The 25,350-nt window shown below is 45.2% G+C and carries 27 protein-coding genes; 24 read left to right on the forward strand and 3 right to left on the reverse strand.

Features of this window, described 5'->3' with window-relative positions:
* The first annotated feature begins 8 nt into the window (after positions 1–8).
* The 20 genes from rplF to cysM all read left to right on the forward strand — a co-directional run bounded on the left by rplF (position 9) and on the right by cysM (position 12,742).
* A complete protein-coding gene (rplF, locus tag AAA938_RS01780; RefSeq protein WP_338226907.1) occupies positions 9–566 on the forward strand; it encodes a 50S ribosomal protein L6 in 558 nt (185 codons plus the stop codon).
* Positions 567–572: 6 nt separating this feature from the next.
* Positions 573–923 (forward strand): 50S ribosomal protein L18, encoded by a 351-nt coding sequence (gene rplR / locus AAA938_RS01785; protein WP_338220984.1) that lies wholly within the window; start codon positions 573–575, stop codon positions 921–923.
* A 5-nt stretch (positions 924–928) separates the two neighbouring features.
* Positions 929–1,447 carry a 30S ribosomal protein S5 gene (gene rpsE / locus AAA938_RS01790; protein WP_206570971.1) on the forward strand — a complete coding sequence of 173 codons (519 nt, stop codon included), beginning with the start codon at positions 929–931 and terminating at the stop codon, positions 1,445–1,447.
* A gap of 5 nt (positions 1,448–1,452) precedes the next feature.
* Positions 1,453–1,632, forward strand: coding sequence for a 50S ribosomal protein L30 (gene rpmD / locus AAA938_RS01795; RefSeq protein WP_338226908.1), 180 nt, complete (start codon positions 1,453–1,455; stop codon positions 1,630–1,632).
* Between the two features lie 2 nt (positions 1,633–1,634).
* A complete protein-coding gene (gene rplO, locus AAA938_RS01800) occupies positions 1,635–2,081 on the forward strand; it encodes a 50S ribosomal protein L15 (RefSeq protein WP_338226909.1) in 447 nt (148 codons plus the stop codon).
* Between the two features lie 4 nt (positions 2,082–2,085).
* Entirely contained in the window at positions 2,086–3,405 is a 1,320-nt protein-coding gene (gene secY, locus AAA938_RS01805) for a preprotein translocase subunit SecY (RefSeq protein WP_338220981.1), read from the forward strand.
* Position 3,406: 1 nt separating this feature from the next.
* A complete protein-coding gene (gene map / locus AAA938_RS01810; RefSeq protein WP_338226910.1) occupies positions 3,407–4,180 on the forward strand; it encodes a type I methionyl aminopeptidase in 774 nt (257 codons plus the stop codon).
* Position 4,181: 1 nt separating this feature from the next.
* Entirely contained in the window at positions 4,182–4,400 is a 219-nt protein-coding gene (gene infA, locus AAA938_RS01815; protein WP_077346329.1) for a translation initiation factor IF-1, read from the forward strand.
* A gap of 87 nt (positions 4,401–4,487) precedes the next feature.
* Positions 4,488–4,604 carry a 50S ribosomal protein L36 gene (gene rpmJ, locus AAA938_RS01820; RefSeq protein ID WP_013927415.1) on the forward strand — a complete coding sequence of 39 codons (117 nt, stop codon included), beginning with the start codon at positions 4,488–4,490 and terminating at the stop codon, positions 4,602–4,604.
* A 2-nt stretch (positions 4,605–4,606) separates the two neighbouring features.
* The gene (gene rpsM, locus AAA938_RS01825; RefSeq protein WP_338220979.1) at positions 4,607–4,984 is read left to right on the forward strand and encodes a 30S ribosomal protein S13; all 378 of its coding nucleotides are present in this window, start codon (positions 4,607–4,609) and stop codon (positions 4,982–4,984) included.
* Positions 4,985–4,999: 15 nt separating this feature from the next.
* Entirely contained in the window at positions 5,000–5,398 is a 399-nt protein-coding gene (gene rpsK / locus AAA938_RS01830) for a 30S ribosomal protein S11 (RefSeq protein WP_338220978.1), read from the forward strand.
* An 18-nt stretch (positions 5,399–5,416) separates the two neighbouring features.
* Positions 5,417–6,022: a 30S ribosomal protein S4 gene (rpsD, locus tag AAA938_RS01835; protein ID WP_338220977.1), complete on the forward strand. Its 606-nt coding sequence runs from the start codon at positions 5,417–5,419 to the stop codon at positions 6,020–6,022.
* Positions 6,023–6,059: 37 nt separating this feature from the next.
* Positions 6,060–7,049, forward strand: coding sequence for a DNA-directed RNA polymerase subunit alpha (locus AAA938_RS01840; protein WP_338220976.1), 990 nt, complete (start codon positions 6,060–6,062; stop codon positions 7,047–7,049).
* A gap of 5 nt (positions 7,050–7,054) precedes the next feature.
* A complete protein-coding gene (gene rplQ / locus AAA938_RS01845) occupies positions 7,055–7,582 on the forward strand; it encodes a 50S ribosomal protein L17 (protein WP_338226911.1) in 528 nt (175 codons plus the stop codon).
* Between the two features lie 117 nt (positions 7,583–7,699).
* Positions 7,700–8,797: a glutamine-hydrolyzing carbamoyl-phosphate synthase small subunit gene (gene carA / locus AAA938_RS01850; RefSeq protein WP_338226912.1), complete on the forward strand. Its 1,098-nt coding sequence runs from the start codon at positions 7,700–7,702 to the stop codon at positions 8,795–8,797.
* A gap of 21 nt (positions 8,798–8,818) precedes the next feature.
* Positions 8,819–10,102: a phosphopyruvate hydratase gene (gene eno / locus AAA938_RS01855; protein ID WP_338226913.1), complete on the forward strand. Its 1,284-nt coding sequence runs from the start codon at positions 8,819–8,821 to the stop codon at positions 10,100–10,102.
* 94 nt (positions 10,103–10,196) lie between these two features.
* Positions 10,197–10,484: an FtsB family cell division protein gene (locus tag AAA938_RS01860; RefSeq protein WP_338226914.1), complete on the forward strand. Its 288-nt coding sequence runs from the start codon at positions 10,197–10,199 to the stop codon at positions 10,482–10,484.
* Positions 10,465–11,013 (forward strand): hypothetical protein, encoded by a 549-nt coding sequence (locus tag AAA938_RS01865; protein WP_338226915.1) that lies wholly within the window; start codon positions 10,465–10,467, stop codon positions 11,011–11,013. The genes AAA938_RS01860 and AAA938_RS01865 overlap by 20 nt, the downstream gene beginning before the upstream one ends.
* An 18-nt stretch (positions 11,014–11,031) precedes the next feature.
* A complete protein-coding gene (gene epsC, locus AAA938_RS01870) occupies positions 11,032–11,877 on the forward strand; it encodes a serine O-acetyltransferase EpsC (RefSeq protein ID WP_338226916.1) in 846 nt (281 codons plus the stop codon).
* The gene (gene cysM / locus AAA938_RS01875; RefSeq protein WP_338226917.1) at positions 11,864–12,742 is read left to right on the forward strand and encodes a cysteine synthase CysM; all 879 of its coding nucleotides are present in this window, start codon (positions 11,864–11,866) and stop codon (positions 12,740–12,742) included. The genes epsC and cysM overlap by 14 nt, the downstream gene beginning before the upstream one ends.
* Positions 12,743–13,650: 908 nt before the next feature.
* Here the strand turns inward: cysM and AAA938_RS01880 are convergent.
* Positions 13,651–14,565 (reverse strand): sugar phosphate isomerase/epimerase family protein, encoded by a 915-nt coding sequence (locus AAA938_RS01880; RefSeq protein WP_338226918.1) that lies wholly within the window; start codon positions 14,563–14,565, stop codon positions 13,651–13,653.
* A gap of 101 nt (positions 14,566–14,666) precedes the next feature.
* Between AAA938_RS01880 and AAA938_RS01885 the strand changes: the two genes are divergently transcribed.
* From AAA938_RS01885 to AAA938_RS01900, 4 genes are read left to right on the forward strand one after another with little or no spacing between them, the layout of a single operon-like run.
* A complete protein-coding gene (locus tag AAA938_RS01885; RefSeq protein ID WP_338226919.1) occupies positions 14,667–15,374 on the forward strand; it encodes a hypothetical protein in 708 nt (235 codons plus the stop codon).
* The gene (locus tag AAA938_RS01890; RefSeq protein WP_338226920.1) at positions 15,371–18,085 is read left to right on the forward strand and encodes a carboxypeptidase-like regulatory domain-containing protein; all 2,715 of its coding nucleotides are present in this window, start codon (positions 15,371–15,373) and stop codon (positions 18,083–18,085) included. Before AAA938_RS01885 ends, AAA938_RS01890 begins: the two co-directional genes overlap by 4 nt.
* Positions 18,085–19,233, forward strand: coding sequence for a DUF4249 domain-containing protein (locus AAA938_RS01895; protein WP_338226921.1), 1,149 nt, complete (start codon positions 18,085–18,087; stop codon positions 19,231–19,233). The genes AAA938_RS01890 and AAA938_RS01895 overlap by 1 nt, the downstream gene beginning before the upstream one ends.
* Positions 19,193–20,851: a hypothetical protein gene (locus tag AAA938_RS01900; RefSeq protein WP_338226922.1), complete on the forward strand. Its 1,659-nt coding sequence runs from the start codon at positions 19,193–19,195 to the stop codon at positions 20,849–20,851. The genes AAA938_RS01895 and AAA938_RS01900 overlap by 41 nt, the downstream gene beginning before the upstream one ends.
* Positions 20,852–20,858: 7 nt before the next feature.
* Here the strand turns inward: AAA938_RS01900 and AAA938_RS01905 are convergent, their stop codons facing one another.
* Together AAA938_RS01905 and AAA938_RS01910 are read right to left on the reverse strand one after the other, a co-directional pair.
* Positions 20,859–22,517: a mechanosensitive ion channel family protein gene (locus AAA938_RS01905; protein WP_338226923.1), complete on the reverse strand. Its 1,659-nt coding sequence runs from the start codon at positions 22,515–22,517 to the stop codon at positions 20,859–20,861.
* Positions 22,518–22,581: 64 nt separating this feature from the next.
* Positions 22,582–25,281 (reverse strand): hypothetical protein, encoded by a 2,700-nt coding sequence (locus AAA938_RS01910; RefSeq protein ID WP_338226924.1) that lies wholly within the window; start codon positions 25,279–25,281, stop codon positions 22,582–22,584.
* Between the last annotated feature and the right edge of the window lie 69 nt (positions 25,282–25,350).

The raw sequence follows: 25,350 nt of genomic DNA on the forward strand, positions 1-25,350 counted from the left end.
TAACTATCATGTCTAGAATAGGTAAAAAACCAATAAATCTACCCAGCGGTGTTACTGTAGACGTGTCAGCTCATGGAACTGTCACTGTTAAAGGTCCAAAGGGTACACTGACTCAGGATGTGAATCCTGATATTCAGGTGAAAGTGGAAGGACAAGAACTTGTCCTGACCAGACCTACTGACTCTAAAAGACACAAATCCATGCACGGTCTATATCGTGCACTGATCAACAATATGGTGATCGGAGTATCTGAAGGATACAAGAAAGATTTGGAACTTGTCGGTGTAGGTTATAAGGCATCCAATCAAGGTCAAATTCTTGAGCTTAGCTTGGGTTATTCTCACAGTATTTTCATGGCTTTGCCAAAGGAAATCGCGCTTAAGACCGAGACTCCAAAAGGTAAAAACCCAGTGATTACTCTAGAGGGAATTGACAAAGAATTGATTGGTCAGGTAGCAGCCAAAATCAGATCCTTGAGAAAGGTAGAGCCTTACAAAGGAAAAGGTGTGCGCTTCGTTGGTGAAAATGTTAGACGTAAGGCTGGTAAAACTGCCGGTAAAAAATAATAGGTTATGGCATTTAATAAGAATTCCAGAAGACTTAGAATCAAGCAGGGTATCCGTAGAAAAATCTCGGGTACTGATTCCAGACCTCGTTTGTCTGTATTCAAAAGCAATACAGGTATTTATGCCCAGTTGGTGGATGACCTTAAGGGTCACACTTTGGCACAGGCTTCTTCCAAGGAGCTAGGCGCAAAGGCTAACACCAAACTAGAAGTATCCAAAGAAGTGGGTAAAAAATTGGCCGAAAGAGCTGTAGCTAACGGGATTTCTTCCGTTGTCTTCGACAGAAACGGCTACCTGTATCATGGTAATGTAAAAGCTTTGGCTGAAGGTGCCAGAGAAGGAGGCCTTAAATTTTAATCGTTATGTCCCAAGTAAGAAGAAAACCCATTAGGGCTACAGATACAGAATTAAAAGAGAAAGTAGTAGCTATCAACCGAGTAGCCAAAGTGGTAAAAGGGGGTAGAAGATTCTCCTTCTCAGCTATCGTGGTGGTAGGTGATGGCCAAGGTGTAGTAGGTTATGGTTTGGGTAAAGCCAACGAAGTAACAGATGCGATCACCAAGGGTATCGAAGATGCAAAGAAGAACCTGGTAAAAGTACCGGTTTTGAAAGGCACTATCCCTCATGAGCAAATCGGTAAATTCGGTGGAGGTTTCGTATTGATCAAGCCTGCAGCAGCTGGTACCGGTGTAATCGCCGGTGGTGCGATGCGTGCAGTTTTGGAATCAGCCGGTGTCACAGACGTATTGGCTAAATCCAAAGGATCTTCAAATCCTCACAACGTGGTAAAAGCAACCATTGATGCTTTGGTCCAGCTTAGAGATGCGATTGCTGTATCTCAGCAAAGAGGAGTAAAAATGGCTAAAGTCTTTAACGGATAATCATCATGGCAAAGATTAAAATCACACAGGTAAAGAGTACGATCAAAAGACCAAAAGATCAAAAGGCAACTGTTGCAGCTTTGGGCTTGGGTCGTATCAGCAAGTCTGTCATCTTGGAGAACACTCCTCAGATCGCAGGAATGGTAAATAAAGTGAATCACCTGGTAAAAGTGGAGGAAGCTTAATTATGAAACTGAATACATTAACTCCGGCCGAAGGGTCTACCAAAAACAGAAAAAGAATTGGTCGTGGTACCGGTTCTGGTCGAGGTGGAACTTCCACAAGAGGTCACAAAGGCGCTAAGTCAAGATCTGGATACAAGAAAAAGATCGGTTTTGAGGGTGGTCAGATGCCACTTCAAAGACGTGTTCCAAAATTTGGCTTTAAATCTTTCAATCGGGTTGAGTACAAGCCCGTGAATTTGGATACCTTGCAGATCCTTGCCGAACAATACAACTTGACCGGTATCGATATGGAAGCTTTAGTCGCTCATGGCATTGCTTCTAAAAACGATAAAATCAAAGTATTGGGTGGCGGTGAATTGAAAGCCAAATTAGACGTGACTGCACACCAATTTTCTGCTTTAGCCGTTGAAGCTATCGAAAAGCTTGGTGGTACTGTAAACAAGATTTAAGTAAATGAAAAAGTTTATTTCGACGGTTAAAAATATTTTCTCGATCGAGGATTTGAGAGTTCGTATTTTGAATACGATTGGATTTCTCATCATTTTCCGATTGGGGTCATTCATCGTTCTTCCCGGGGTAGATCCAAGCAAATTGGGTGGAGCTCCTGAAGGGATTTTCGGCTTGATTGACACTTTCCTTGGAGGAGCATTTAGTAATGCGTCCATCTTCGGTTTGGGAATTATGCCATACATCTCTGCTTCCATCGTGCTGCAGCTGCTAACTGTCGGAGTACCTTATTTCCAAAAGATGCAGAAGGAGGGGGAATCTGGTAGAAAACGAATCAATCAGATTACCCGAGTTCTGACTATAGCAATCACAGTCGCTCAGGGGATTGGATATGTTACCGCAACTATCCTTCCTACAGGCGCAGTAATGGTCAGTACTTCCCTTTTCATGTTCAGTTCTTTGGTTCTGCTCTCAGCAGGAACTATGTTCTGTATGTGGTTGGGTGAAAAGATCACCGAAAAAGGTATCGGTAATGGTATTTCCATGCTGATCATGATTGGTATCATTTCTAGATTTCCTGGAGCGATTATCGCTGAGGTGGTTGAAAAAGGATCGGGAGGATTGTTACTGTTGTTGATTGAAGCAGGTGTATTGTTCTTCGTTGTTCTTGCTGTGGTTGCTTTGACAGAGGCTACCAGAAGAATTCCTGTTCAATATGCCAAGCAAGTAGTGGGTGGAAAAGTATATGGTGGACAGAGGCAATATATTCCTATCAAGGTAAATGCCTCAGGTGTTATGCCAATCATATTCGCTCAATCTTTGATGTTTGTACCTGCCTTGGTAGCTCAGATTTGGGCTGGTGAAAGCGACATTGCCAATTACATCGGAACCACTTTCAGTGATTTCACTTCTTGGCAGTATAACTTACTCTTCGCCGTCTTGATCATTATTTTCACTTTCTTCTACACAGCTATTACCGTTAACCCGGAGCAAATTGCAGAGGATATGAAAAGAAATGGTGGTTTCGTACCGGGAATCAAGCCAGGTGCGCCTACCGCAGAGTTCATCGATGGGATTATTTCCAAGATTACACTTCCAGGGTCGATCTTACTTTCTGTAGTGGCTATTCTTCCTGCCTTGGCTATAGTGGCAGGTGTAGGCGGAGAGTTTGCTCAGTTTTATGGAGGTACCTCTCTTTTGATTATGGTGGGTGTGATTATGGATACCCTTCGTCAGATCGAAAGTTACCTTTTGATGAGACACTACGAAGGAATGATGAAAAGCGGTAATATGAAGAATAGTGCTTCTAATTACCAAGTAGCTTAAAATGATTCATTACAAGACCTCTGAAGAGGTTAATAGAATAAAACAGAGTGCGGATATTCTTGGAAGAGCTCACGGAGAAATCGCCAAGCATATCAAAGAAGGGGTAAAGACCTCTTTTCTAGACCAAATTGCTGAAGAGTTTATCAGGGACCACGGAGCAGTGCCTTCGTTTAAGGGCTACAATGGGTTTCCTGCATCACTTTGCATTTCTGTGAATGAAGTTGTAGTTCATGGATTTCCAAGTGATTATGAATTGAAAGATGGCGATATAATCTCAGTAGATTGTGGAGTCTTTCACCAAGGTTTTCATAGCGATTCCGCTTATACGTATCCTATCGGTGAAGTATCTCCTGCTGTTCTGGAATTATTAAAAGCTACCCGAGATTCGCTCTATTTGGGTATTGAAGCAGCCAAAGCCGGTAATCGAATCGGAGATATTGGATTTGCAATTCAGAAATTTGTGGAAGCCAAAGGTTACACTGTAGTCCGGGAATTAGTTGGACACGGTTTGGGCAAAAAGCTCCATGAAGCTCCTGAGGTACCAAATTACGGCAAAAAAGGCAGCGGTCCCTTATTAAAACAGGGAATGGTGATTGCGATCGAGCCCATGATCAATTTAGGTACACGAAATATTGTACAGGAAAGAGATGGATGGACGATTCGTACAGCAGACAGGAAACCTTCTGCTCATTACGAACACACGGTCGCAATATTTGAGGATAAAACAGAGGTTTTGACGACCCACAAATACATAGAGGAGATCTTTAAATTCTAATATGGCCAAACAGACATCAATAGAACAAGACGGTACCATCACGGAAGCGTTGTCCAACGCGATGTTTAAAGTGGAACTGGAAAATGGACATCAGTTGATTGCTCATATTTCCGGTAAAATGAGAATGAACTACATCAAAATCCTCCCTGGGGATAAGGTGAAGTTGGAGCTTTCTCCCTATGATTTGACAAAAGGCAGAATAGTATATCGATACAAATAGCCTGAACAAAATCAGGAAAATCAGACCAATCGTATTCAGGTTTAGTTTTTCCGGACAGTAGCGGCAAAAAAGTAAAATAATAATCCTATGAAAGTAAAGGCATCTATTAAAAAGAGAAGTGCTGACTGCAAGGTGATCCGCAGAAAAGGAAAACTTTACGTCATCAACAAAAAAAATCCTAAGTATAAACAAAGACAAGGTTAATCATGGCTAGAATTGCAGGTGTAGACATACCAGACAATAAGCGCGGCGAGATTGGGCTTACCTATATCTTCGGAATCGGCAGAAGCTCTGCCCGTGCTATCCTAAGCAAGGCCGGTATTTCTTTTGACAAAAAAGCAGGAGAGTGGAATGACGATGAGTCTACTGCGATCCGAAATATCATCGCCGAGGAATACAGAACTGAAGGTGCTCTGAAGTCAGAGGTTCAATTGAACATCAAGCGATTGATGGATATCGGTTGCTACAGAGGTTTGAGACACAGAAAAGGACTTCCGGTGCGTGGTCAGGGTACCAAAAACAACGCCAGAACAAGGAAGGGTAAAAGAAAGACTGTTGCTAACAAGAAGAAGGCAACCAAATAAAACCTGATTTAGATTATGGCTCAGAAAAGAAACGATAAATCAAAAGGTAAAAAGAGAGTAGTAAAGGTAGAAGCTGTAGGACAGGCACACATCAAAGCCTCCTTCAACAATATCATCATCTCCATTACCAACAATGCAGGTCAAGTGATCTCATGGGCTTCTGCCGGTAAAATGGGTTTCAGAGGTTCTAAGAAAAATACTCCTTACGCTGCACAGATGGCCGCTCAAAATTGCGGTCAGGTTGCTTACGATCTAGGTTTGAGAAAGATCGAAGTATTCGTGAAAGGTCCAGGCGCAGGTCGTGAATCCGCGATCAGAACCTTGCAAAACGTAGGATTGGATGTGACTACTATTGTAGACGTCACTCCACTTCCGCACAACGGTTGTCGTCCACCAAAGCGTAGAAGAGTTTAATTTTAAAAAGGTAACAGAATGGCTAGATATACAGGTCCTAAAGCAAAAATCTCCAGAAAATTTGGAGAGCCTATCGAAGGGCATAGCAAAGCGCTTCAGAAGAAAAACTACCCTCCCGGCCAGCACGGAAGAGGCAGAAGAAAGAAGCAGTCTGAATATGCAATCCAGCTTGCCGAAAAGCAAAAAGCAAAATACATCTATGGTGTATTGGAAAGACAATTTGCCAAGATGTTTGACATCGCTTCTAGAAAATCCGGAATCACCGGTGAAAACTTGCTTCAGCTTTTGGAAGCTCGTTTGGACAATACTGTCTACAGATTGGGTATTTCCCCAACTAGAAGAGGAGCAAGACAATTGGTAGGTCACAAGCACATCCTTGTAAATGGAGAAGTGGTTAACATCCCTTCTTACACTCTTAAGCCTGGTGACGTTGTTTCCGTAAGGGAGCGTTCCAAGTCTTTGGAGGCAATCACCAGCAGTTTGGCAGGAAAAGGCGCCAACAGATATCCTTGGCTGGAATGGGACAATGCTTCCCTTTCAGGTAAGTTTGTAAGTGTGCCTGGCAGAGATGATATTCCTGAGAATATCAAGGAGCAGCTCATTGTCGAACTTTACTCTAAGTAATAATTTACTATTTTCAGCTAAAAACAGAACTAAATATATGTCCATACTAGCATTTCAAATGCCTGAAAAAGTGGTGATGGAGAAAGCAGATGACTTTCACGGTCTTTTCACCTTCAAACCACTTGAAAAAGGCTATGGAGTTACCATCGGTAACGCCCTAAGAAGAATCTTACTTTCTTCTTTGGAAGGATACGCGATCACTACCGTCAAAATTCCGGGTGTGGTTCACGAATTTTCCACCATCGAGGGTGTAGTAGAAGACGTTACTGATATCATTTTGAACCTCAAGCAGGTGAGATTCAAGAAAGTTCATGAGGCTTTCGATGGCAAAATCACCGTTGAGATCAAAAATCAGTCTGTTTTCACCGCAGGGGACATTGCTAAATTCACTTCCTCATTCGAGGTGCTCAATCCGGAATTGGTGATTTGTCACATCGACGAATCTAAAGTTTTCGAAATTGAATTGACAATCGAAAAAGGAAGAGGGTATCTGCCAGCTGAAGAATCCAAACCTAAGGAGCAGGTTTTCGGCCAAATTGCAATCGATGCGATCTTCACCCCTATCAAAAATGTGAAGTATAGCGTAGAAAATACCCGAGTAGAGCAAAAGACTGACTTCGAAAAGTTGATCTTGGAAGTAACTACCGATGGGTCTATCCACCCAGAGAAAGCGCTTCAGGAATCAGCTAAGATTTTGATTCAGCACTTCATGCTATTCTCAGACCAAACTATGGTCTTGGATTCTACAGGTATCGCCGAGCCAGAGCCAATCGACGAGGAATTCCTTCACATGCGTAAGCTATTGAAGACTTCTCTCAGCGATCTTGACCTTTCTGTCAGAGCATTCAACTGCCTCAAAGCCGCTGATGTGAAGACTTTGGGAGATCTCGCCAAGTTGGAGATTTCAGACATGATGAAATTCAGAAACTTCGGTAAAAAATCCCTTGCTGAATTGGAGCAATTGATCCAAGAGAAAGGACTCACCTTCGGGATGGATATTTCTAAGTACAAACTTGATGAAGAATAAATAAAATGAGACACGGAAAGAAAATTAACCACCTTGGTAGGACGTCCGCTCACAGGAAGGCAATGCTTTCCAACATGGCAACTTCCCTCATTCTTCACAAGCGTATTTCTACCACGCTTGCCAAGGCTAAAGAATTGAAGAAGTATGTTGAGCCTCTGGTGACCAGAGCAAAAGAAGATACTACCCACAACAGACGTATTGCTTTCTCCTACCTGAAAAGCAAAGAAGCGATCAAAGCGCTTTTTGGAGAAGTGATCGAGAAAGTAGGTACTCGTCCAGGTGGATACACCCGGATTATCAAGACCGGCTTCAGATTGGGTGACAATGCTGAAATGTGTATCATCGAGCTAGTCGATTTCAACGAATTGATGCTCAAGGATGCCAAGCCAGCGAAGAAGACTACCCGTCGTTCAAGAAGAAGCAGTGGAAGCAAAGCTACTGATGCAGCTCCAGTTGCTCCAGCAGTGGAAGCAAAAACTGAAGAGCCTAGCGCTCCTGAAGCTCCTGTTGAAGGCGAAACTGAAGAAAAATAAATTGAAATTTGATTTTCACATAACAAAGGATTGGACTCTCGTTCAATCCTTTTTTTATACCCTAATCGCTTACCCTCCTTCCCAAGAAATGGTTAACTTTGGGCAATCTCAAGCAAAATGAACAAACAAAAAGCTACACTTCTCCTGGCCGATGGCACGGCCTTTCATGGTACTCTCATCGGTAATCCCGGTACAAATGGGGGTGAAATTTGCTTCAACACCGGAATGACCGGCTATCAGGAAATCTACACGGATCCCTCCTACACCGGGCAAATCGTAGTTACTACTACCTCTCATATTGGCAACTATGGAGTCCATGCCGAAGAGATCGAATCTGATCATCCTTGCGTAGCAGGCATCGTAGTCAATAGCTTCTCTGAAGTCTATTCAAGATTGGATGCTTCTGGTTCGCTGCAGGATTACCTGGTTCGGTACGGAATCACTGGAATCGCCGATATCGATACGCGAAAGCTTGTTCGTCATCTTCGATCCAAAGGTGCTATGAATGCCATCATCAGTTCCGAATATGAAGGGAATTTGGATGGATTGAAGAAGGAGTTGGAGAAAGTGCCGGATATGAATGGTTTGGAGCTTTCCTCTACCGTTTGTACTCAAGAGCCTTATTTCTTCGGGGATGAAAATTCTCCAATAAAAGTAGCTTGCTTGGATTTTGGGATCAAAAAGAACATTCTCAGAAATCTTGCCTCCAGAGGAGTGTACTGCAAGGTGTTTCCAGCCAAAGAAAAACTGGAAGAAATCCAAAAGTGGAATCCAGACGCTTATTTTTTATCAAATGGCCCAGGTGATCCAGCGGTCATGGAATACGCAGTGGATACGGTTAAGGATATCCTCGGTACTGGAAAGCCTGTATTTGGAATTTGTCTAGGACATCAGCTTCTAGCTGAGGCGGTAGGAATCAAAACCTACAAAATGCACCATGGCCACCGTGGGCTTAACCATCCCATCAAGAACTTGCTCACTGGTAAAAGTGAGATCACCTCACAGAATCATGGATTTAACATCGTGAGGGAAGACGCGGAGCAAAATCCTGAAGTGGAAATCACCCATGTTCATCTCAATGATCACACGGTAGCTGGTATCCGACTGAAGAATAAACCTGCCTTCTCCGTGCAGTATCATCCGGAATCATCTCCGGGTCCTCATGATTCACGGTATTTATTCGATGAATTTATAGCCCTAATCAACCAAAACTAATTTCATAAACCTTTTAAAACTATGACGTTGATTCAATCAATTCATGCAAGACAAATCCTCGATTCCAGAGGTAACCCAACTGTAGAAGTAGATGTATTTACCGAAAACGGAGCTTTTGGACGCGCAGCAGTGCCAAGTGGGGCGTCCACTGGGGTCAATGAAGCCGTAGAACTCAGAGACGGAGACAAAAGCAAATACCTTGGAAAAGGAGTCCTTAAGGCCGTTTCCAATGTCAACGATATCATAGCACCGGAATTGGTGGGGATGGATGTTTTCGAGCAAAATCTTATCGACCAAATCATGATTGATTTGGATGGTACTCCCACCAAGAGCAAACTAGGTGCAAATGCCATCCTTGGTGTTTCCCTGGCAGTAGCCAAAGCTGCTGCAATGGAAGCAGGACAGCCGCTTTACCGCTACATCGGAGGTGTCAATGCAAATACCCTTCCGGTACCTATGCTCAATATCATCAATGGCGGTTCTCACTCGGATGCCCCAATTGCTTTTCAGGAATTCATGGTACGTCCGGTAGGTGCACCAAGCTTCTCTGAAGCAATCCGAATGGGTGCTGAGATTTTCCATAGCCTGAAAAAGATCCTTCATGACAAAAACCTCAGCACCGCAGTAGGGGATGAGGGTGGATTTGCTCCCAACTTCTCAGGAGGTACTGAAGAAGCCTTGGCTTGCATTTTGGATGCTATCGCAAAGGCAGGATACAAAGCAGGTGACGACGTGACTATCGCTTTGGATTGTGCTTCTTCAGAGTTCTACAAAGACGGAAAATACGATTATTCCAAATTTGAAGGTCCAACCGGCAAGGTGAGATCGAGAGAAGAACAAGTAGCTTACTTGGCTGAGTTGACCGAAAAGTACCCTATCGATTCTATCGAAGATGGCTGCGCTGAGGAAGACTGGGCTGGATGGGCCATGCTGACTGCCAAAATCGGTGACCGAGTGCAGCTGGTAGGAGATGATCTTTTTGTGACTAATGTGAAGTTTTTGAAAAGAGGTATCGAAGAGAAGTCTGCCAACTCTATCCTGGTGAAAGTAAATCAAATCGGTACTTTGACCGAGACCTTGAATGCTGTAAACTTGGCTCATAAGGCTGGTTTCACTGCAGTGATGTCTCACCGTTCGGGTGAAACTGAAGATTCTACTATCGCTGACTTGGCAGTTGCAACTAATTGTGGACAGATCAAAACCGGTTCTGCTTCCCGTTCTGACCGTATGGCTAAGTACAACCAATTATTGAGAATTGAGGAGCAGTTGGGAGATTCAGCTATTTTCAAAGGTCGATTGAAGTAATTTTCCATTACCAAAAATACCCTAAAGAGGCAGTCCAATCGGATTGCCCCTTTTTTTGCATCATTTTTGTACCTTGTCTAGGCAAATTGATTCTATGAAGAAGGTCCTCAAATACAGCAGCAATTTTTATGTCCTGGCGACTTCTTTTTTTCTCTTTTGGATGATCTTCATTGATTCCAATAATCTGATCAATCAGTTTCGTCTCAGTAAGAAACTTTGGGATTTAGAGGATCAAAAGGAGTTTTATCTGGAAAAAAAGGCTCAGGTTAAAGCAGAACGAGAGGAGTTGATGAGCAATCCTGAACTTTTGGAAAAATTTGCCAGAGAAAAGTACTTTATGAAAAAACAAACGGAGGATATCTATGTCATCGTGGAAAAATAAAGTTTTTGCCCTTATTCTTCTAGGCTTTGCCTTTATTCAACTGGATGCTTTTGCACAGCGGGAGATTTATGGGGATTCTACCAGCCTGAAGGATCGTATGTTTTTTGGAGGGAATCTTGGTCTTCAATTTGGGACGGTAACGTTTATCGATATTTCTCCTCTGGCGGGAGTGATGATTACTCCTAGACTTTCTGCAGGTGCAGGGATCACTTATCAATATTACGACGATAACCGCTTTCAGGGAGCCAATGGATCATCATATGGTGGTCGAGTCTTTGGGAGGTACAACGTTTTGCCCAATATTTTTACCCACGTCGAGTATGAAAACATCAACTGGGAAACCTACAGTGTGGCAGAACAAGCATTTAGAAGGGTTTGGACTGATGCGCTGTTCATAGGAGGTGGCTATTTTGCTCCATTTGGTCGTAGAGGAGGAGCTAATTTTACCTTTTTGTATAATGTCCTTCATGACAATCAAAATTCTTACTACGCCGAACCTTATGTGATCCGAGTGGGTTTTGTGCTATAGCTACCGCACCTCAAACCTATGAACTCCCTCGTATCTAAAATCTTCAAAACCCATCAATCCTGTTCGGATTGCCCCTCTCCACAGGTTATTCAATCCTTCTTTGAGGAACTGTTGGGTTTACTTTTTCCGGAATATGCCTTGCAAAAAGTAAAATCTGAAGAAGAGGTTTCAGCTCGCCTGATTTTGCTCAGAGAGCAACTGGGAGCAATTCTTTCTAGAAATCAGCATTTGCATTCAGGAAACGGGTCAGTTTTGGCTCAATCCTTTTTTGAGCAGTTGGAGCAGGTATTCGATTGGGTACACCAAGATGTGGACGCCATGTATGAGGGGGATCCTGCAGCCAAATCCAGAACAGAGATTTTGCGCAGCTATCCGGGTTTTTATGCCATCGCTGCTTATAGGATTGCTCACCTTTTGCATGAGCAGGGAATCAAATTGATCCCTAGAATGATCACTGAAATCGCTCATAGCCGAACCGGAATCGACATCCATCCGGGGGCCACTATCGGTCAATATTTCTGCATTGATCATGGTACAGGAGTGGTGATCGGGGAAACGACCTATATCGGCAATAGAGTCAAGGTTTACCAAGGAGTTACCTTGGGGGCATTAAGTGTCGAAAAGGCAGATGCAGATACCAAAAGACACCCCACCATCGAGGATGGAGTGGTTATTTATGCAGGAGCTACGATTTTGGGTGGAAATACTGTCATTGGCAAAAACTCTGTCATTGGAGGTAATGTATGGTTGACCAAATCAGTTCCGGCCAATTCCAAAGTCTATTATCAAACTCAAATCCATCATGAGGATGGTTTGGTGACAGACCGTTACGTATTCAAAAATGATATCGATGCGACTCTTTGAACTGATCGGAAATACCCCTCTCATTCAGTTGGAGCACATTCCAACCCATCCCAAGGTGAAAATCCTTTGCAAGATGGAAGGACAAAACCCAGGAGGAAGTGTAAAGGACCGGGCTGCATACAATATGTTGCAGTCAGCTCTAGATCGAGGGGAAATCAAAAAAGGAGATAAACTGGTCGAAGCTACCAGCGGAAACACCGGAATTGCTCTCGCAATGGTGGCCAAAGTTTTGGGACTGGATATGACCTTGATCATGCCGGACAATTCCACCCGGGAGCGTGTTCTCTCCATGGAAGCCTACGGCGCGAAAGTTATCCTTACCCCTGCAGCTAAAACTATCGAGTATTCCAGAACGCTCGCCGAACAGATGCGGGATGAAGAAGGCTATTTCATGCTCAATCAGTTTGGGAATCCGGACAATTACCTGGCTCATTACAAAACTACCGGACCAGAAATCTGGAGAGATACAGAGGGGAAAGTCACCCATTTCGTCTCAGCGATGGGGACTACAGGTACAATCATGGGAGTATCTCGCTACCTAAAGGAAATGAACCCCAATATCCAAATCGTGGGAACTCAGCCTACGGATGGATCAAGCATACCGGGTATTCGACGCTGGTCACCGGAATTTTTACCTGCCATTTTTGAGAAAGAACGAGTGGATAGAGTGATTGACGTATCTCAGGAACAGGCCACGCAAATGACCCGAAGAATGGCCAAAGAGGAAGGAATCCTTGCAGGAATGAGCAGTGGAGGGGCCCTTCATGCAGCGATTGAGCTTTCCAAAGAACTCGACGAAGGGCTGATCGTCTGCATCACCTGCGATCGGGGAGACCGGTATTTGAGCTCAGATTTGTTTGGGTAAGGAAATTGTAAGATTGGCGGATTTGTAAAGTTTATCCTCTGGACAACTGGTTCAAGTCTCCTGACCTGCCCGATGCAGGCGGGCTTGGACCTTTACCGACACACACTGGTTCAAGCCTCCTAATTTGGGCCGAACAAGCTGCCAGACGAAAGTTCGGCAGCTTTTTTTGAATTAAGGAAAAGGGGACTTCCGAACTCGGCGCTTGCACTTCCGAACTCGGCGCTTGGACTTCTGAACTCGAAACTTGGAGTTTAGAACTTGAAGCTTGCACTTCTGAACTCGGAACTTGGACTTTCGAACTCGGAGCTTGGACTTCTGAACTCGGCGCTTGGACTTCTGAACTCGAACTTTGGAGTTCGAAACCGCAACGTTGGAGTTCTGAACTTGGCGATTGGTGTTTTGAAGTGGAGGGGGTACTTCGGAAGTACCCCCTCCCACTTGGGAAGTATCCGCTACCGTCTTTACGAGCGATAGCGAAGTAATCTTTAAAGTTCGACCCACTTCGGGGTCGTGTAATCCATGTTATTGGGATCACCATTTCCATGGGTTACACCCATGGCTACGCCGCGGCGCACAAGTATTCATAGGTTGGACCCCTTATTAGGGGTCTGTCGTTTAAATCAACGAGAAAAACAAAATAATGACCACGCAGTGATCGAACTTCTCAATAGCCCTAGGTGGAACCTAGGGAAGAAAATGTCACGATGGTGAATGTCAACCCCGAAGCGGGTTGAACTTGTAGGAAGGGAATTGCAAATTCCTAAAATATATAAAAGCGTAGATGCAATCTACGCTTAGTCCATAGCCAATATTCTACACTCAGAGGGGGACTAATTAGCTATTTTAATTCCAGATAATTTTTAACAGGCAAAACCCTCCAGGTTTTAAAAACCTGGAGGGTTATTTCTTCAAAAAAACCTTTTCATCTTCTCCAAGCCTTCTTTGACTACCACTTGGGCATCCATGGCGTAGTAGGTCGGGTTGAAGAGTTCGAGTGAAAGAATAATTTCCCCACCTTTCGCTTTCAGGGTATTGGCAAGTTCCTGCATGGGGGCGGCACCATCTCCCGGCATCACCCGGTCCTTGTCCTGCTGCTCAGTGCGGGGAATAGCTGCAGGTACGTCATTCATATGGAAAATATCAATAGCCTGCCCGTCCAGTAGTTTCATTCCCTCAAATCCGGAACCCCCTCTGAAAAGATGATAAACATCCGCCAAAATCTTGGCGTCCTTGTCATCGGCAACAGCAGCCACCATCATCGCTTGACCTAAATGATAAAAGGAAGGATAAGCGCCCCAGAATTCCAATTGGGGCATCACCCCTGTTTTTCTCCCCAAATCGAGCAGTCGCTTGTATTTTTCCCCTGCTTGCATCAAGTCCAGAGGGGCTTCAGTCCCGATGGCTGGAGCGGCTACCCTAGGACAGCCTAAATCAGCCAAAATTCCCATTTCCTTTTCCATCTGCGAAAATCCCGTTTTGCTTTTCTCCGCATCCTGGGCCATCCAGGTAGGGAAGCCGATGCAGTCAAAGAATTCCAATCCGGCATCAGATGCCAGCTTTTTCAGAGAAGCTACAGATTTTCCCTCCCCGAGATAGGCCTCGATTTCCATCATCCAGGGTTCGAAGCCATCGTATCCAGCTTTTGCCGCCAGCTCGATGATTTGAGGTAGGCTGAGCTTTTGTCCTCGGATGGTGCTGGTATTTAGGGAAAACTTAAATCGGGTATTTTCCCTCGGAGAAGGGGAAGCTTGGGAAAGGGTAGGGGCAGCTGCAAGAGGGGCTAGAGCAAGGGTTTTGAGCAGGTTTCGTCGGGAAAGGGCCATGGGATATGAATTTTTTGTCCGTTCAGTAAATTAAATCTACCGCTTAAAGATATTTTGAGAAAATAGGCAGAAAGGCAATTTTCTATTGTCATTTTTATGGAATGCTGAAAATACAATTTTTACCGCTTTTGGCTTTTTATTTTCTTTCCAGCGGGGCAATGGCTCAGGTTGTTGGTCAGAATTTGGCGTTTTTGCCCGAATACCAAGAGCAGTTGCCCTATTTTCAGGAGTTGATCACCGGGGGAAAGTACGAGGAACCTTCCTCGCTCATACAGGGAGATCCCTACTACCTTACCCGTCAATTTGAATCCGGAAGTCTCACGATCAATGAAATCACTTATCCGGGAGTGCCACTTCTGTATGATATTTTCAGGGATCAGATTTTGACCTTTCATCCTCTCTTCAACCAAAAGATCTTGATCAAACCCGGGAAGGTAGATCGCTTTGTGATGGGGGATGGGTCGGCTTTTGCCAGACTGGAAGGCAATGACAGCTTCGGTAAAGCTGGGAGTGGATTTTACAAAGTCATCGCTGAGGGGGATTTTTGGGCTATTTCCAAGCCTTACAAAACTTCCAAATCTCTCCGGGAAATGTCCCGCTATGATGAAGTTTATGTAGAAAAAGAGGTCTTTTTTCTCTGGAAAGGCGGGACTTTTTTTCCCATATCCAAAGGCAAGCAGGCTATTTCCCTACTTGGCCTCAATAAAGCAGAAGCCAAGCAAAAGCTTCGTGCTGAGCAGCTAAACTTCAAGCAAAATCCAGAAGGCTATCTTCGGCTTTTGGTCAACTTAACTCCTTCCCAGCCATGAGAAAGGGAGTGTTTGTCCTTATTTTACTTTTGTCCACTCTTTCTATTCAGGCTCAGACAACTGACCGAATATCCGGTTTCTATCCCGGGATTTCCTTTGAGCGGTTTGTGGATTTGGTGGAGAAGGAGACTTCCTATCGGTTTTACTTTGACCCTGAGATGGTAGCTGACCTTACAGTGAATCTCTCGGCTAATCAGGACAAACTCGAGGATGTGCTTCGGGTGATTTTTGACAAAACCGGGCTGAGCTTCAGTATTTCCTCTCAAAAGGAGGTGTTTCTTTTCTCCGGAGAAAAGACAGCGGTAGAATTCCCTTCAGATTACCTCAGCAGAGGCAATGAGGGGGCAGCTTCCTCCCGTCCTATGGATGAGTTTGTACGAAATCGGCGCTATGTGTTAGGCGTGCCGGGCACGGGACAGGAAGCTCGGATAAGCGGGCAAATCACCAGTTTGGAAAATCAAAAACCGATCGAGGGAGCTATTGTGTATGATAAGGCTTCGCTCAGACAGACAATAACTGATCGGGAGGGGAGATATGAATTGCTCCTTCCCAAAGGCGATTTGACCCTTATGATTCAAAATATCGGCGGCTACACCGAGCAGCGCTTGATTACCCTTCAGGGAAATGATCAACTGGATATTCAGATCGGAGAGGGGATTTTCTCACTGGCCGAGGTGACTGTCCGCTCCGGGGCTCTGACTCAGATAAGTCGTCCGGAAATGGGAGTGCAGGCCCTCAGTGTACAGCAGATGAAAAAGCTCCCTGCTGTACTCGGCGAGGTGGATATCATCCGTGGCATTTTGACCCTTCCCGGAGTCAATACGGCCGGAGAAGCGAGTGTGGGGTTCAATGTTCGTGGAGGTGCTGCAGATCAAAATCTGATTCTTTTGGGCCAAAATACCCTGTTTAACCCTTCCCATCTTTTTGGGTTTTTCTCAGCAGTCAATTCCGATATGGTGGAGGGAGTGGAGCTTTACAAAGCTGGAATCCCGGTAAGCTATGGAGGTCGTCTTTCTTCCGTCCTTCAGGTAACACCCAAAGTCGGGAGAAAAGATCGGATTGGAGGCTCAGGGGGAATTGGTCCGCTTACCAGCCGACTGTCTTTGGAAGGTCCTATTGGGCAAAAAACAACGTTCACCTTGGGTACCCGACTTACCTATTCGGATTGGCTTTTGGATTATTTGGAAGAGCGGGCGGATTTGGGAGCCAGCCGGGCTTTTTTTGGAGATTTGAATGGGTCTATCCAGCATGAGATTGGAGAAAAGGATCGACTAACCCTCTCAGGTTACCTGAGTCGGGATGAGTTTCAGTTTGACCCGGACACGGTCTATCGGTATTCCAATCAGAATTTTTCCCTGACTTGGACTCATTATTTCAATGATGAATTGGAGGCGGATTTCTCGATAGGGCAAGATGGATACTCATTTGAGGTGGAAGGGCAAGACAATCCACCCAATGCCTACCTATACCGATTCGATATTCTTCAGCGCTTTTTGAAGGCGCAGTTTAGACAGGAAAAAGGAGACCGTCACATCCTTACTTATGGATTCCATGGGATTCATTACCGACTCAATCCGGGGACTCTAAACCCGCTGGGAACTGAAAGCATCGTGATTCCGGATGAACTTCCAGAGGAACAAGGATTGGAGCTTTCTGCATTTTTGGGAGACGAGTTTGAAATCAACGAGCAGTGGACAGTCAGTGGGGGAGTGCGTCTGAATTGGTTTGGGTTTATGGGGCCACAGGTTTTGCCTACTTATGCAGAAGGTGCCCCCTACCTGCCAGAAAATATCACCGGAGAAGAGAACTACTCCTCAGGTGAGTTGATCCAAAGTTATTTTGGGCCCGAATTCCGTATTTCTGCCCGATATGCTCTGAATAATTGGTCTTCTTTGAAAGCTGGAGTAAACTCCATGCGGCAGAATATTCATTTGCTGAGTAATTCCTCCGTAATCACTCCTACGGATACCTGGAAGCTCAGTGACGCATTTCTTGCGCCCCAGCGTGGGATTCAGTATGCCTTGGGCTATTTCCGAAATATGAACAACAATACGCTGGAGTTTTCAGCAGAGGTGTACTATCGATCCATGCAGAACCTGCTGGATTACCGCTCCGGAGCGACTATCGTCCTCAATGAGCGGATCGAGCAGGATGTCTTGGTGACTCAGGGACAAGCTTATGGATTGGAGCTTTTTCTAAAGAAAAGCACGGGAAAGCTCAATGGTTCTCTTGCTTATACCTACAGCCGGTCGCTCCTGAGGACGGATCCGAGCGAGCGAAAAGAGCAGATCAATCGTGCTGAGTGGTACCCTAGTAATTTTGACCAGCCTCACAATGCCAATTTGGTACTGAACTATGAGCTCAGCAAAAGGGTAAATACCACCTTGGCGGGAAAATACAGTACCGGAAGACCGGTGACCTTGCCCATTTCCAAGTTTGAATATGGAGGTTCTGAGCGGGTTTATTTTGGAGACCGGAATTCCTTCCGAGTGCCTGATTACTTCCGGTTAGACCTTTCGATCAACTTTGAAGGAAACCACAAAGTAAATAAGGTAGCGCATGGATCTTGGTCCCTCGGGGTGTATAATATTCTCGGTAGGGACAATGCCTACTCAGTGTATTACGTGCCCGAGGGAGGATCCCTTCAGGGGTATCAATTGGCCATTTTTGCGGAGCCCATTCCATTCATTACCTATAATTTCCGATTTTGATGAAGATGCTGCTTAGACTTTTTGTGGTGATTACCTTGGGGATGACGTCTTGCAGGATTCCTTTTGACCCTGAGGTGCCGGATACCTTTGCGGATGTCCTGATAGTTGAGGGGTATCTCGATTCGGAAGGCAAACCCAGCCAACTCCGACTTAGCAAAACAGTTCCCTTGAGCGCAGATACTTCCTCGATCCCTGAGACCAATGCTCAGGTGTTTTTGACGGCCTTTTCAGGAGAAAACTACCCCTTGACAGAAATTGAGCCTGGAGTTTACCTTTTTCAAGCCGATGTGCCAGAGGAGGGTACCTACACCCTGGAAATTCAACTAGCAAATGGAGATCGATATCAATCTCAACCCATCAGGCCTATTTTGACTCCGGAAATCATCGATGTGGGCTACAACCGAAATGAAGAAGGAGTGGAAGTCTTTGTATCCACCAAAGGGGATGAAAATGCCGATGATTTTCTCTGGACTTTTGAGGAAACCTGGATTTATCGACCAAGGATCAGGACCACCTATATCTACGACCCCGAATTGGGAGATGTGAGATTTCGGACTGAGGCTGAGCAGATTTCTCTTTGTTTCAAAACAGAATCCAGCCCGGATATTTTATTGGAAACGAGCTCAAGATTTCAGGATCAAGTCGTTTTTCAAAAGACCATCACCCAAATCCCTGAGGGGGACGAGCGAATCATGGAGCGCTATAGCATTTTGATTGCTCAAAAGGCAATTTCTGAGGATGCGGTTCAGTTTTGGGATATTCTAAAAAAGAATACCGAGGATATCGGGTCTATTTTTAGCCCACTTCCTTCTCAAATCACCGGAAATATCAGAAGCTTGGATGACGAGAGTCGTCCTGTGGTGGGGCAAGTCAGCATGGGAGTGGTTCAGGAAATCCGACTTTATGTGGACTTTGTCGATGTGCTTCCCTGGCCTTATATCGATCCTCAGTTTAATGACTGTGTGATCGGATTGGACGAGGTGAGAATCCCCGACTATTCTGCAATTTTTGGAAGTGGATTTACTCTTCCGGCTCGGGAATTATTAGTAGGGACGTCCATCGTGGGCTATTACCCCACTGATCGAAGATGTGCAGACTGCACCCTATATGCATCACCGGTTAGACCTGATTTTTGGGAAGATGAATAACGCCAAGTTGAAAAAAATGATCGCCTCTTTTCCCCTGAAAAGCTCCTTGATGGCTTTGCTGATTTTGCTATTCTCAGTAAATCCAGGCTGGGCAAGGCAGGCTTCTGAGGGGATTGAGCAGGTGTCTTTTTCCATTCCCAAAACCCTCTATTTTACAGGAGAGAAAATCTGGCTGGAAGCAAAAGTGGAAATGCAGGACCGCGTCAGCCCATCGCAGGTATTGTATGCCGAGCTGGTTGATGCCAACTCCAATTCCATGGATTATGTGAAAATCCCCCTGCAAAAAGGCAAGGCCTTGAATTATTTTTCCATCCATTCGAAGATTCCATCCGGGAATTATCTCCTTCGAGTCTATACCCGAATCAGTCCCTATCTCAATTTGGAAGCAGGAATAGCCCAGCAGCTAATCACGATCATCAATCCCACTGTGCCACCTGCCCCTCAATCGGCAATTGGGGACCAGCGACCAAGTCTTCCTCAAGAGGCCTTTCAGGCAAAAAAGTCCAGCCCTATTCCTGATTCAGCGATCGGATGGGACAGGTCCGCCTCTTCCTTTGGGATTTCCATTGCCAATCCTTTTCTGCCTGAGGAGCAAAAGCAGCTTTCCTCCAGCCTAATCTATCAACCCATAGAAAGCCAAATGCTCTTACCTGAGCTTTTTGGTCATATTGTGGAGGTGAGAGTGCCAAATTCTCTGGCCGAGTCCACCTACTTCCTTTCTGTGCACGGGAGCCAAAGCGCGCTGTTCACTGATATTCCGGACCAGGAAGGCAGGTTGCTTTTTGATATTGGAGGATTGAAGCATTGGGACCGAATGATCATTCAGCTCGAAAACGGAGAGGAAATGCCCGGAATCGAGGTGGTTCCTCCTCTGATCAAAACCAGATTTAAGGAAGGATTCTCCATTCCTCCTTTGGTGCTGAAGGAGGGTGATTTACCTTATTTGGAAAAGCTGCTCAAAGCCTCTATTGTAGAGGCCAACTACCAAACCCAATTCATCGATGACTCGCTGAAAGTGGTGACAGGCTTTGTGGCGGATTACACCTATCGATTGGATGATTACACCCGGTTTGAAGAAGTAGAGACGGTATTGCGGGAATATGTTCCCTCGGTTTTTGTCCGAACGGAGCAAAGGAAAAAGGTATTCCGACTCTTGGATAATCCGGGAAATAAGGTTTTTGAATCCAATCCTCTCATCCTAGTCGATGCTATGCCGGTATTTGATTCGGATCTTTTGGCCCAGTTTAATCCCAAGTATTTTTCCAAATTGGAGGTGCTAAACCGGGAGTTTTTTCTGAATGAACGCACTTATGCCGGAGTGTTAAGCTTCAGCAGCTACCAAAACGACCTAGGTCTATTCCCCTTGGCCAACAATGCCCGGTTTTTTGATTATTTCGGGTTACAGCCTTTGATTGGTTTGGACAAAGGACAGTTTTCAAAACCTGCCGAAAACAGACGCTACCCCGACTGGAGGACAGTTCTTTATTGGTCTAGCTCTTCACCCCTTCCTGCTTCCATCGCTGCTCCGGATTGGGAGGGGCTGTTTTTGATTTGGAAAAAAATCCCTGCAAATGATGGGACTGAGCGGGTAGAGCGGACCTATTTTCGAGTCAATTGATGACTACTTAGTCTGCCTTTCTTCCCAATTCCTCCTTCAAAAACCGATTCAACTTGGCTTCGTAAGCTAGGGCTTCCGGGTACTCCGGAATCATTCCTTTTTTCTCCGGAAAGCTCTCCATATGCAAGGTCTGAGTTGGGAAAGCAAAGCGGACTCCAAGGGAATTGGCCAGTTTTACGATCTGAATAAGCACTTCGTGCCTCGCTTTGAGCTCATCAGGCCATGCTGGTACCTCAAAGAAGATGTAGAACATGATGTCCTGACTGTAGGCTGAAAGGTTGTTGAAAAAGATGTTGTAATAATCCTTTCGGGTATCTGGATGGGAAAGCACGATTTCCCTGAGGCCTTCTACAAACTTCTCGATCAATTCGGGGGGAGTGTCATACGTGATGGTCAGAGTAGTGAAAAAGCGCCTGTATTTTCTCAAGCCATGATTATCCACTACCGAATCGGCAATTTTTCCATTGGGTACATACATGACCGAATTTCTGAAAGTCCGAATACGGGTAGAGCGGAATCCCACCTCTTCCACCGTACCATCAATATCCCCTGAGGTCACCCAATCCCCTACTTGGAAAGGCTTGTCGATGAAAATCATCACCGAGCCAAAGAAATTTTTGATCGTATCCTGTGCTGCCAAAGCAATGGCCACACCCCCGATAGACAAACCGGTCAAGAAAGGAATGATGTCAAAGTTCAATCCATCTCTGAGGATGAAAAGTGTACCAACCAGAATCACCAGCGCTTTCAGCGTCTTCCGAATCAAGGGGACAAGCTGATCATCCAGAGTAGATTCTGTTTTGGTGGCCAAGTGCTGGAAATACGCCGCTACCACGTCTACGATTTTGTAGAAAATCACGGTGATCAGGAAGGGCTTCAGCGTATTGAAGACAATTATCACCCAACTCCAAATCTCCGCAGGCAGCTGGAGAACCCGCACAAAGAGGGAAAGCAAAACCACGATCAGATAAAAACTGGTGATTTTCGCAATCGGGAGCAGGTAGTTTTCACCGATATAGCCATAGCCCAGCCTTTTCAATAGGTAAATCAGCCCTCTGTCCACCAAAAAGGTGAATACCAAATGAGCCAAAAAGGTGAGAATGATCAGCAAGAATAGACCTGCCAGTTGCCAGGTCTGCAGGCCGAGGTATTCATCAGTTCCGATTTTGGGCAGAATATTGAGCAGCTGATCCGTCCCAAATGGGTAGGTTTCGTCATGAAGTCGCTCGATTCGGGAAACCGAAAAAGCGGAGAATTTCCATTGTTTCCCTTTTTTCTCAAGATAGATGCTTGGAACTTTTGCAGCATCGAAATAGAACCTGGGCTCTCCTCCTGCAGTCGAGTCCACATAGACTGGATCATTGGGGATTTCACTGGTGCGGATAATCACCCCTTTTCCCTCCAAAACCTGCTTGAGCTTGATTGCCAAGTCCTCCGGATCTCCCTCTACTCCTCGAATGTCCAGAGTTTTAGCAGCTAAATCGGGCTGAAAATGGTTTTTCTCCAGATTGAAAAAGAAAGTCAAGGTTGTATGATAAGGAGTGGTCAGGTTGACCTCCTCGGAGAGTTCCTCTACCTGCTGCTCATCTACAATAAGTTGGGCAAAGGTCGAGGTGAAAGTAAAAAAGAGAAGGGAAAAGAATAGAAAGTATCGGGGACGCTTCATTTCAGTCGGTTGAATGAGGCCGCAAGTTACGCAATCCCGATAGTCTGCCCAAAATCCCCGCGGATCAATCCGGCATCAGGTACTGAAAGGTGCTCTTTCCCGAGCGGGTATAGATGGAATATTGACCTTCTGAGACACTATGCAAAATCTGGATCGCCCCTTCACTTTCTAAAGGAGGCTGAGTCAAAAGTGTGCCTTGAAGATCATATAAATAGCCAAATCCCTGCTCAGGATCTGTGACTGCCAGAAGCCTTCGGCTAGCCCCGAAATCGAAAAATCTAAAGATCAATCGCTCTCCGGCCAAGGGCAAACTGAATAGTTGCTTTTCCTCGGCATCCAAAATCAGAGTTTTGTTGAATTGGCGGACCAGAATCAGGTAAGTCATTTCGGACTGATCGGATAGCAATTCAAATCGGTCATCCCGATTGTCCTTAATCAATTGGTTGCGGTAATTGATCTCTCCTGAGAAGCCTGCACGAATCAGTTCTCCAGATTGGGAAATGCCCTGAATCTGAAATGGGGTTCTGTCTTTGGTGAGGGCTAATGCCGTGCTGATTTCTGCTCCGAAATCGATAGGTCCTCCGGCTTGCTTTTCCCCACGTCGGTTGAGCAGGTGAAGTTTTCCGGATTTACCCTGCGCCACCATGTAGTCACCCATGCCGGGTACTCGGACGTGTTCCGGTGCTTTGAGCAGGGGGTCTTTTAGAGCTAGCGGATTCCAGCCATCCAGCTTTTGTCCGGATCGGTCTGTCAGCCAAAGGTTACCATTCGCTGTAGCAAGGAAATAGCGATAGTCCTTCGAGTTGTCGTAATCGACCAGATTGAGATGGGTTATCTTCTCATTTTTGAGGGAAAAAGGGAAGCCGGGAAGTGAATTGCCTAGCCTGTCTATACCATGCACTTGATCTGCTGTCGCAAAAAGCAATTGGAGCTTTCCGTTTTTGTAGTAGTCGATTTGGAAAACTTCTGAAATGATAGGGCCTGATAGCTCTTTGGTAAACACAGTTTGACCTGCTGAATTGACCAGAAAAAGCGTGTTTTGCTCATCCTGAAGGACCAAATCTTGGGTTTTGTCATTGAAGTTGAGAACAGCACGTGGACCAAAAATCAGCGGATTGCTGAAAGTGATTTCCTGGTTAGGGGCTAAGACTAGAGTTGGATTGGTGATTTTTTCCTTTGGACCTTCACTTTCAAATGGGATCAGGATTGTAGCTTCTTTTTTGCCAGAATACTCATTGATTCGGAAAGTCAGGTAAGGAAAAGAACGGAATACTGAGCCATATTTCTGTAGAAAAGTACTCCAGGAAGGATTGGCTTCCTTTGTCCATTGATTCCAGATTTTTGGAAGGAAAAAGGTTTTGCTGTAGCCGGCAGCAGGTGAAATAGACTTTGGGCTAGGGTCATTGGCCTTGGCTTTGTTCCAAGTATTGCCTAGATAGAAATCATCCAGAAACATCTTCATCCCCGCGGCAGAGTTAGCCACAACCAGAATTTCTCCTAAAAGGGTCAGGTGAGATTGGGGGAATCCCCAAAACTTACCGTTGAACAAGTGGGCAGGGAACTCCTCTTCGGGGAAAAACAGGATTTCATTGTCCCGGTAGAAATCGCGGGAAAGACCCTCAGCTTCATTTCGGAATTCTTGGAGAAAGGCCCAGGTTTGTTCCGGATTGGTGGTTTTGGCCAATAGAATTTGATTGTTCCGTTGGTTGCCCAAGTTTTCGAGCTTAAGTAGGTATTGCTCTCCGGTAAAATTGTCCAGAAAACCTCTGTCCAGAAGTTTAGCCTGAAACTCCCCACTCAAGGTAGACTTCGGGACAAAGGATCTATTTTGGAGCTTTTGAGCCTGAAAAATATCCGGAACATTGATTTGGGTCAGTGCGAGAGTATTGTTGGATATCAGTTTTTCAAAATCCGGGAAACTGGCCCTGACTGATGGAAGAAACTGTACTTCATTTTCGAGGGAAACAGGTCCTTTGAGCTGAATTTGATTTTCTTCCAAAGTCATATTCAATGCTACGGCATAGCTTTGACTGCTCAGTTCACGGATAAATCCATTTTCCCGTTCGGAACTGATACCGGATAGGAGTCGCGAGGTTCCCTTGGAGGTCAAAATCAACCGTCCCAACCCAGAAGCTGGGGAGGAATTGGGGTCAAGTGTAGTGGAAAGGTTGGGCTGAGTAGGGTCTAGAAATAGCCGGATGGCTTCCTCAATCAGGAATGAAGTGGAGGAAATAAGCAGTACATTACCCAGCGTGGTCATTGTCCACTTGGGATTGTTGGAGGAGTCAATAAACTCCAAAATGGGCTGATCGCTGTATTTTCGGGATTTAAATTGACCTTTTTCTGCCAATTGAGATCGAAAATCCTCTAAAAATTCAATGGCAGATTGATTCCCAAAGTTGAGGGCATACAGCAAGTCAAAGCTGTCAATGCCTGTGGAGTGATAGCTGATGGTGACTTGTTTGTTTCTAAGAGCTTTGGTCACCAGTCCCGCATTACCGGTCAGGCTGTCCAAAGTGACCAACTGGTCTGCCAGGCTTTCCATTGCCGGAAGCTGGGAAAGCAAATTCCAAACAGGATGAGAAACCAACTCATTCCAGGATTGATCCGCTGAATTGGTCTCCAAGGTGAATGCAGCTTCACTGGAAATCAGCTCCAGATTGTTGATAGATCGGGAGGAAAAGTAGGTTTGGTAAAGTGTATATCCACCCCATCCCATAGCGAGTAGGGCAATCAGGACCAGAAGACTTTTCCAGATTTTCACTGATAAATTTTGGGTGAATAGAATTCGAGTTTACAAAAAAGACCCAAGAATTCCCCATCAAGGAGCATA

It is taken from the genome of Algoriphagus taiwanensis (assembly GCF_036245645.1).
Lineage (GTDB): Bacteria > Bacteroidota > Bacteroidia > Cytophagales > Cyclobacteriaceae > Algoriphagus > Algoriphagus taiwanensis.

Excerpts from the sequence above, each read along its gene's own strand:
- rplR (WP_338220984.1), top strand. The coding sequence starts at position 573 with ATGGCATTTAATAAGAATTCCAGAAGACTTAGAATCAAGCAGGGTATC.
- rplQ (WP_338226911.1), top strand. The coding sequence starts at position 7,055 with ATGAGACACGGAAAGAAAATTAACCACCTTGGTAGGACGTCCGCTCAC.
- rplF (WP_338226907.1), top strand. The coding sequence starts at position 9 with ATGTCTAGAATAGGTAAAAAACCAATAAATCTACCCAGCGGTGTTACT.
- rpsK (WP_338220978.1), top strand. The coding sequence starts at position 5,000 with ATGGCTCAGAAAAGAAACGATAAATCAAAAGGTAAAAAGAGAGTAGTA.
- AAA938_RS01880 (WP_338226918.1), bottom strand. The coding sequence starts at position 14,565 with ATGGCCCTTTCCCGACGAAACCTGCTCAAAACCCTTGCTCTAGCCCCT.
- infA (WP_077346329.1), top strand. The coding sequence starts at position 4,182 with ATGGCCAAACAGACATCAATAGAACAAGACGGTACCATCACGGAAGCG.
- AAA938_RS01890 (WP_338226920.1), top strand. The coding sequence starts at position 15,371 with ATGAGAAAGGGAGTGTTTGTCCTTATTTTACTTTTGTCCACTCTTTCT.
- AAA938_RS01865 (WP_338226915.1), top strand. The coding sequence starts at position 10,465 with ATGTCATCGTGGAAAAATAAAGTTTTTGCCCTTATTCTTCTAGGCTTT.
- AAA938_RS01905 (WP_338226923.1), bottom strand. The coding sequence starts at position 22,517 with ATGAAGCGTCCCCGATACTTTCTATTCTTTTCCCTTCTCTTTTTTACT.
- rpsM (WP_338220979.1), top strand. The coding sequence starts at position 4,607 with ATGGCTAGAATTGCAGGTGTAGACATACCAGACAATAAGCGCGGCGAG.
- AAA938_RS01885 (WP_338226919.1), top strand. The coding sequence starts at position 14,667 with ATGCTGAAAATACAATTTTTACCGCTTTTGGCTTTTTATTTTCTTTCC.
- rpsE (WP_206570971.1), top strand. The coding sequence starts at position 929 with ATGTCCCAAGTAAGAAGAAAACCCATTAGGGCTACAGATACAGAATTA.
- AAA938_RS01895 (WP_338226921.1), top strand. The coding sequence starts at position 18,085 with ATGAAGATGCTGCTTAGACTTTTTGTGGTGATTACCTTGGGGATGACG.
- AAA938_RS01900 (WP_338226922.1), top strand. The coding sequence starts at position 19,193 with ATGCATCACCGGTTAGACCTGATTTTTGGGAAGATGAATAACGCCAAG.
- AAA938_RS01860 (WP_338226914.1), top strand. The coding sequence starts at position 10,197 with ATGAAGAAGGTCCTCAAATACAGCAGCAATTTTTATGTCCTGGCGACT.
- cysM (WP_338226917.1), top strand. The coding sequence starts at position 11,864 with ATGCGACTCTTTGAACTGATCGGAAATACCCCTCTCATTCAGTTGGAG.
- rpmD (WP_338226908.1), top strand. The coding sequence starts at position 1,453 with ATGGCAAAGATTAAAATCACACAGGTAAAGAGTACGATCAAAAGACCA.
- eno (WP_338226913.1), top strand. The coding sequence starts at position 8,819 with ATGACGTTGATTCAATCAATTCATGCAAGACAAATCCTCGATTCCAGA.
- carA (WP_338226912.1), top strand. The coding sequence starts at position 7,700 with ATGAACAAACAAAAAGCTACACTTCTCCTGGCCGATGGCACGGCCTTT.
- secY (WP_338220981.1), top strand. The coding sequence starts at position 2,086 with ATGAAAAAGTTTATTTCGACGGTTAAAAATATTTTCTCGATCGAGGAT.
- map (WP_338226910.1), top strand. The coding sequence starts at position 3,407 with ATGATTCATTACAAGACCTCTGAAGAGGTTAATAGAATAAAACAGAGT.
- rpmJ (WP_013927415.1), top strand. The coding sequence starts at position 4,488 with ATGAAAGTAAAGGCATCTATTAAAAAGAGAAGTGCTGACTGCAAGGTG.
- epsC (WP_338226916.1), top strand. The coding sequence starts at position 11,032 with ATGAACTCCCTCGTATCTAAAATCTTCAAAACCCATCAATCCTGTTCG.
- rplO (WP_338226909.1), top strand. The coding sequence starts at position 1,635 with ATGAAACTGAATACATTAACTCCGGCCGAAGGGTCTACCAAAAACAGA.
- AAA938_RS01840 (WP_338220976.1), top strand. The coding sequence starts at position 6,060 with ATGTCCATACTAGCATTTCAAATGCCTGAAAAAGTGGTGATGGAGAAA.
- rpsD (WP_338220977.1), top strand. The coding sequence starts at position 5,417 with ATGGCTAGATATACAGGTCCTAAAGCAAAAATCTCCAGAAAATTTGGA.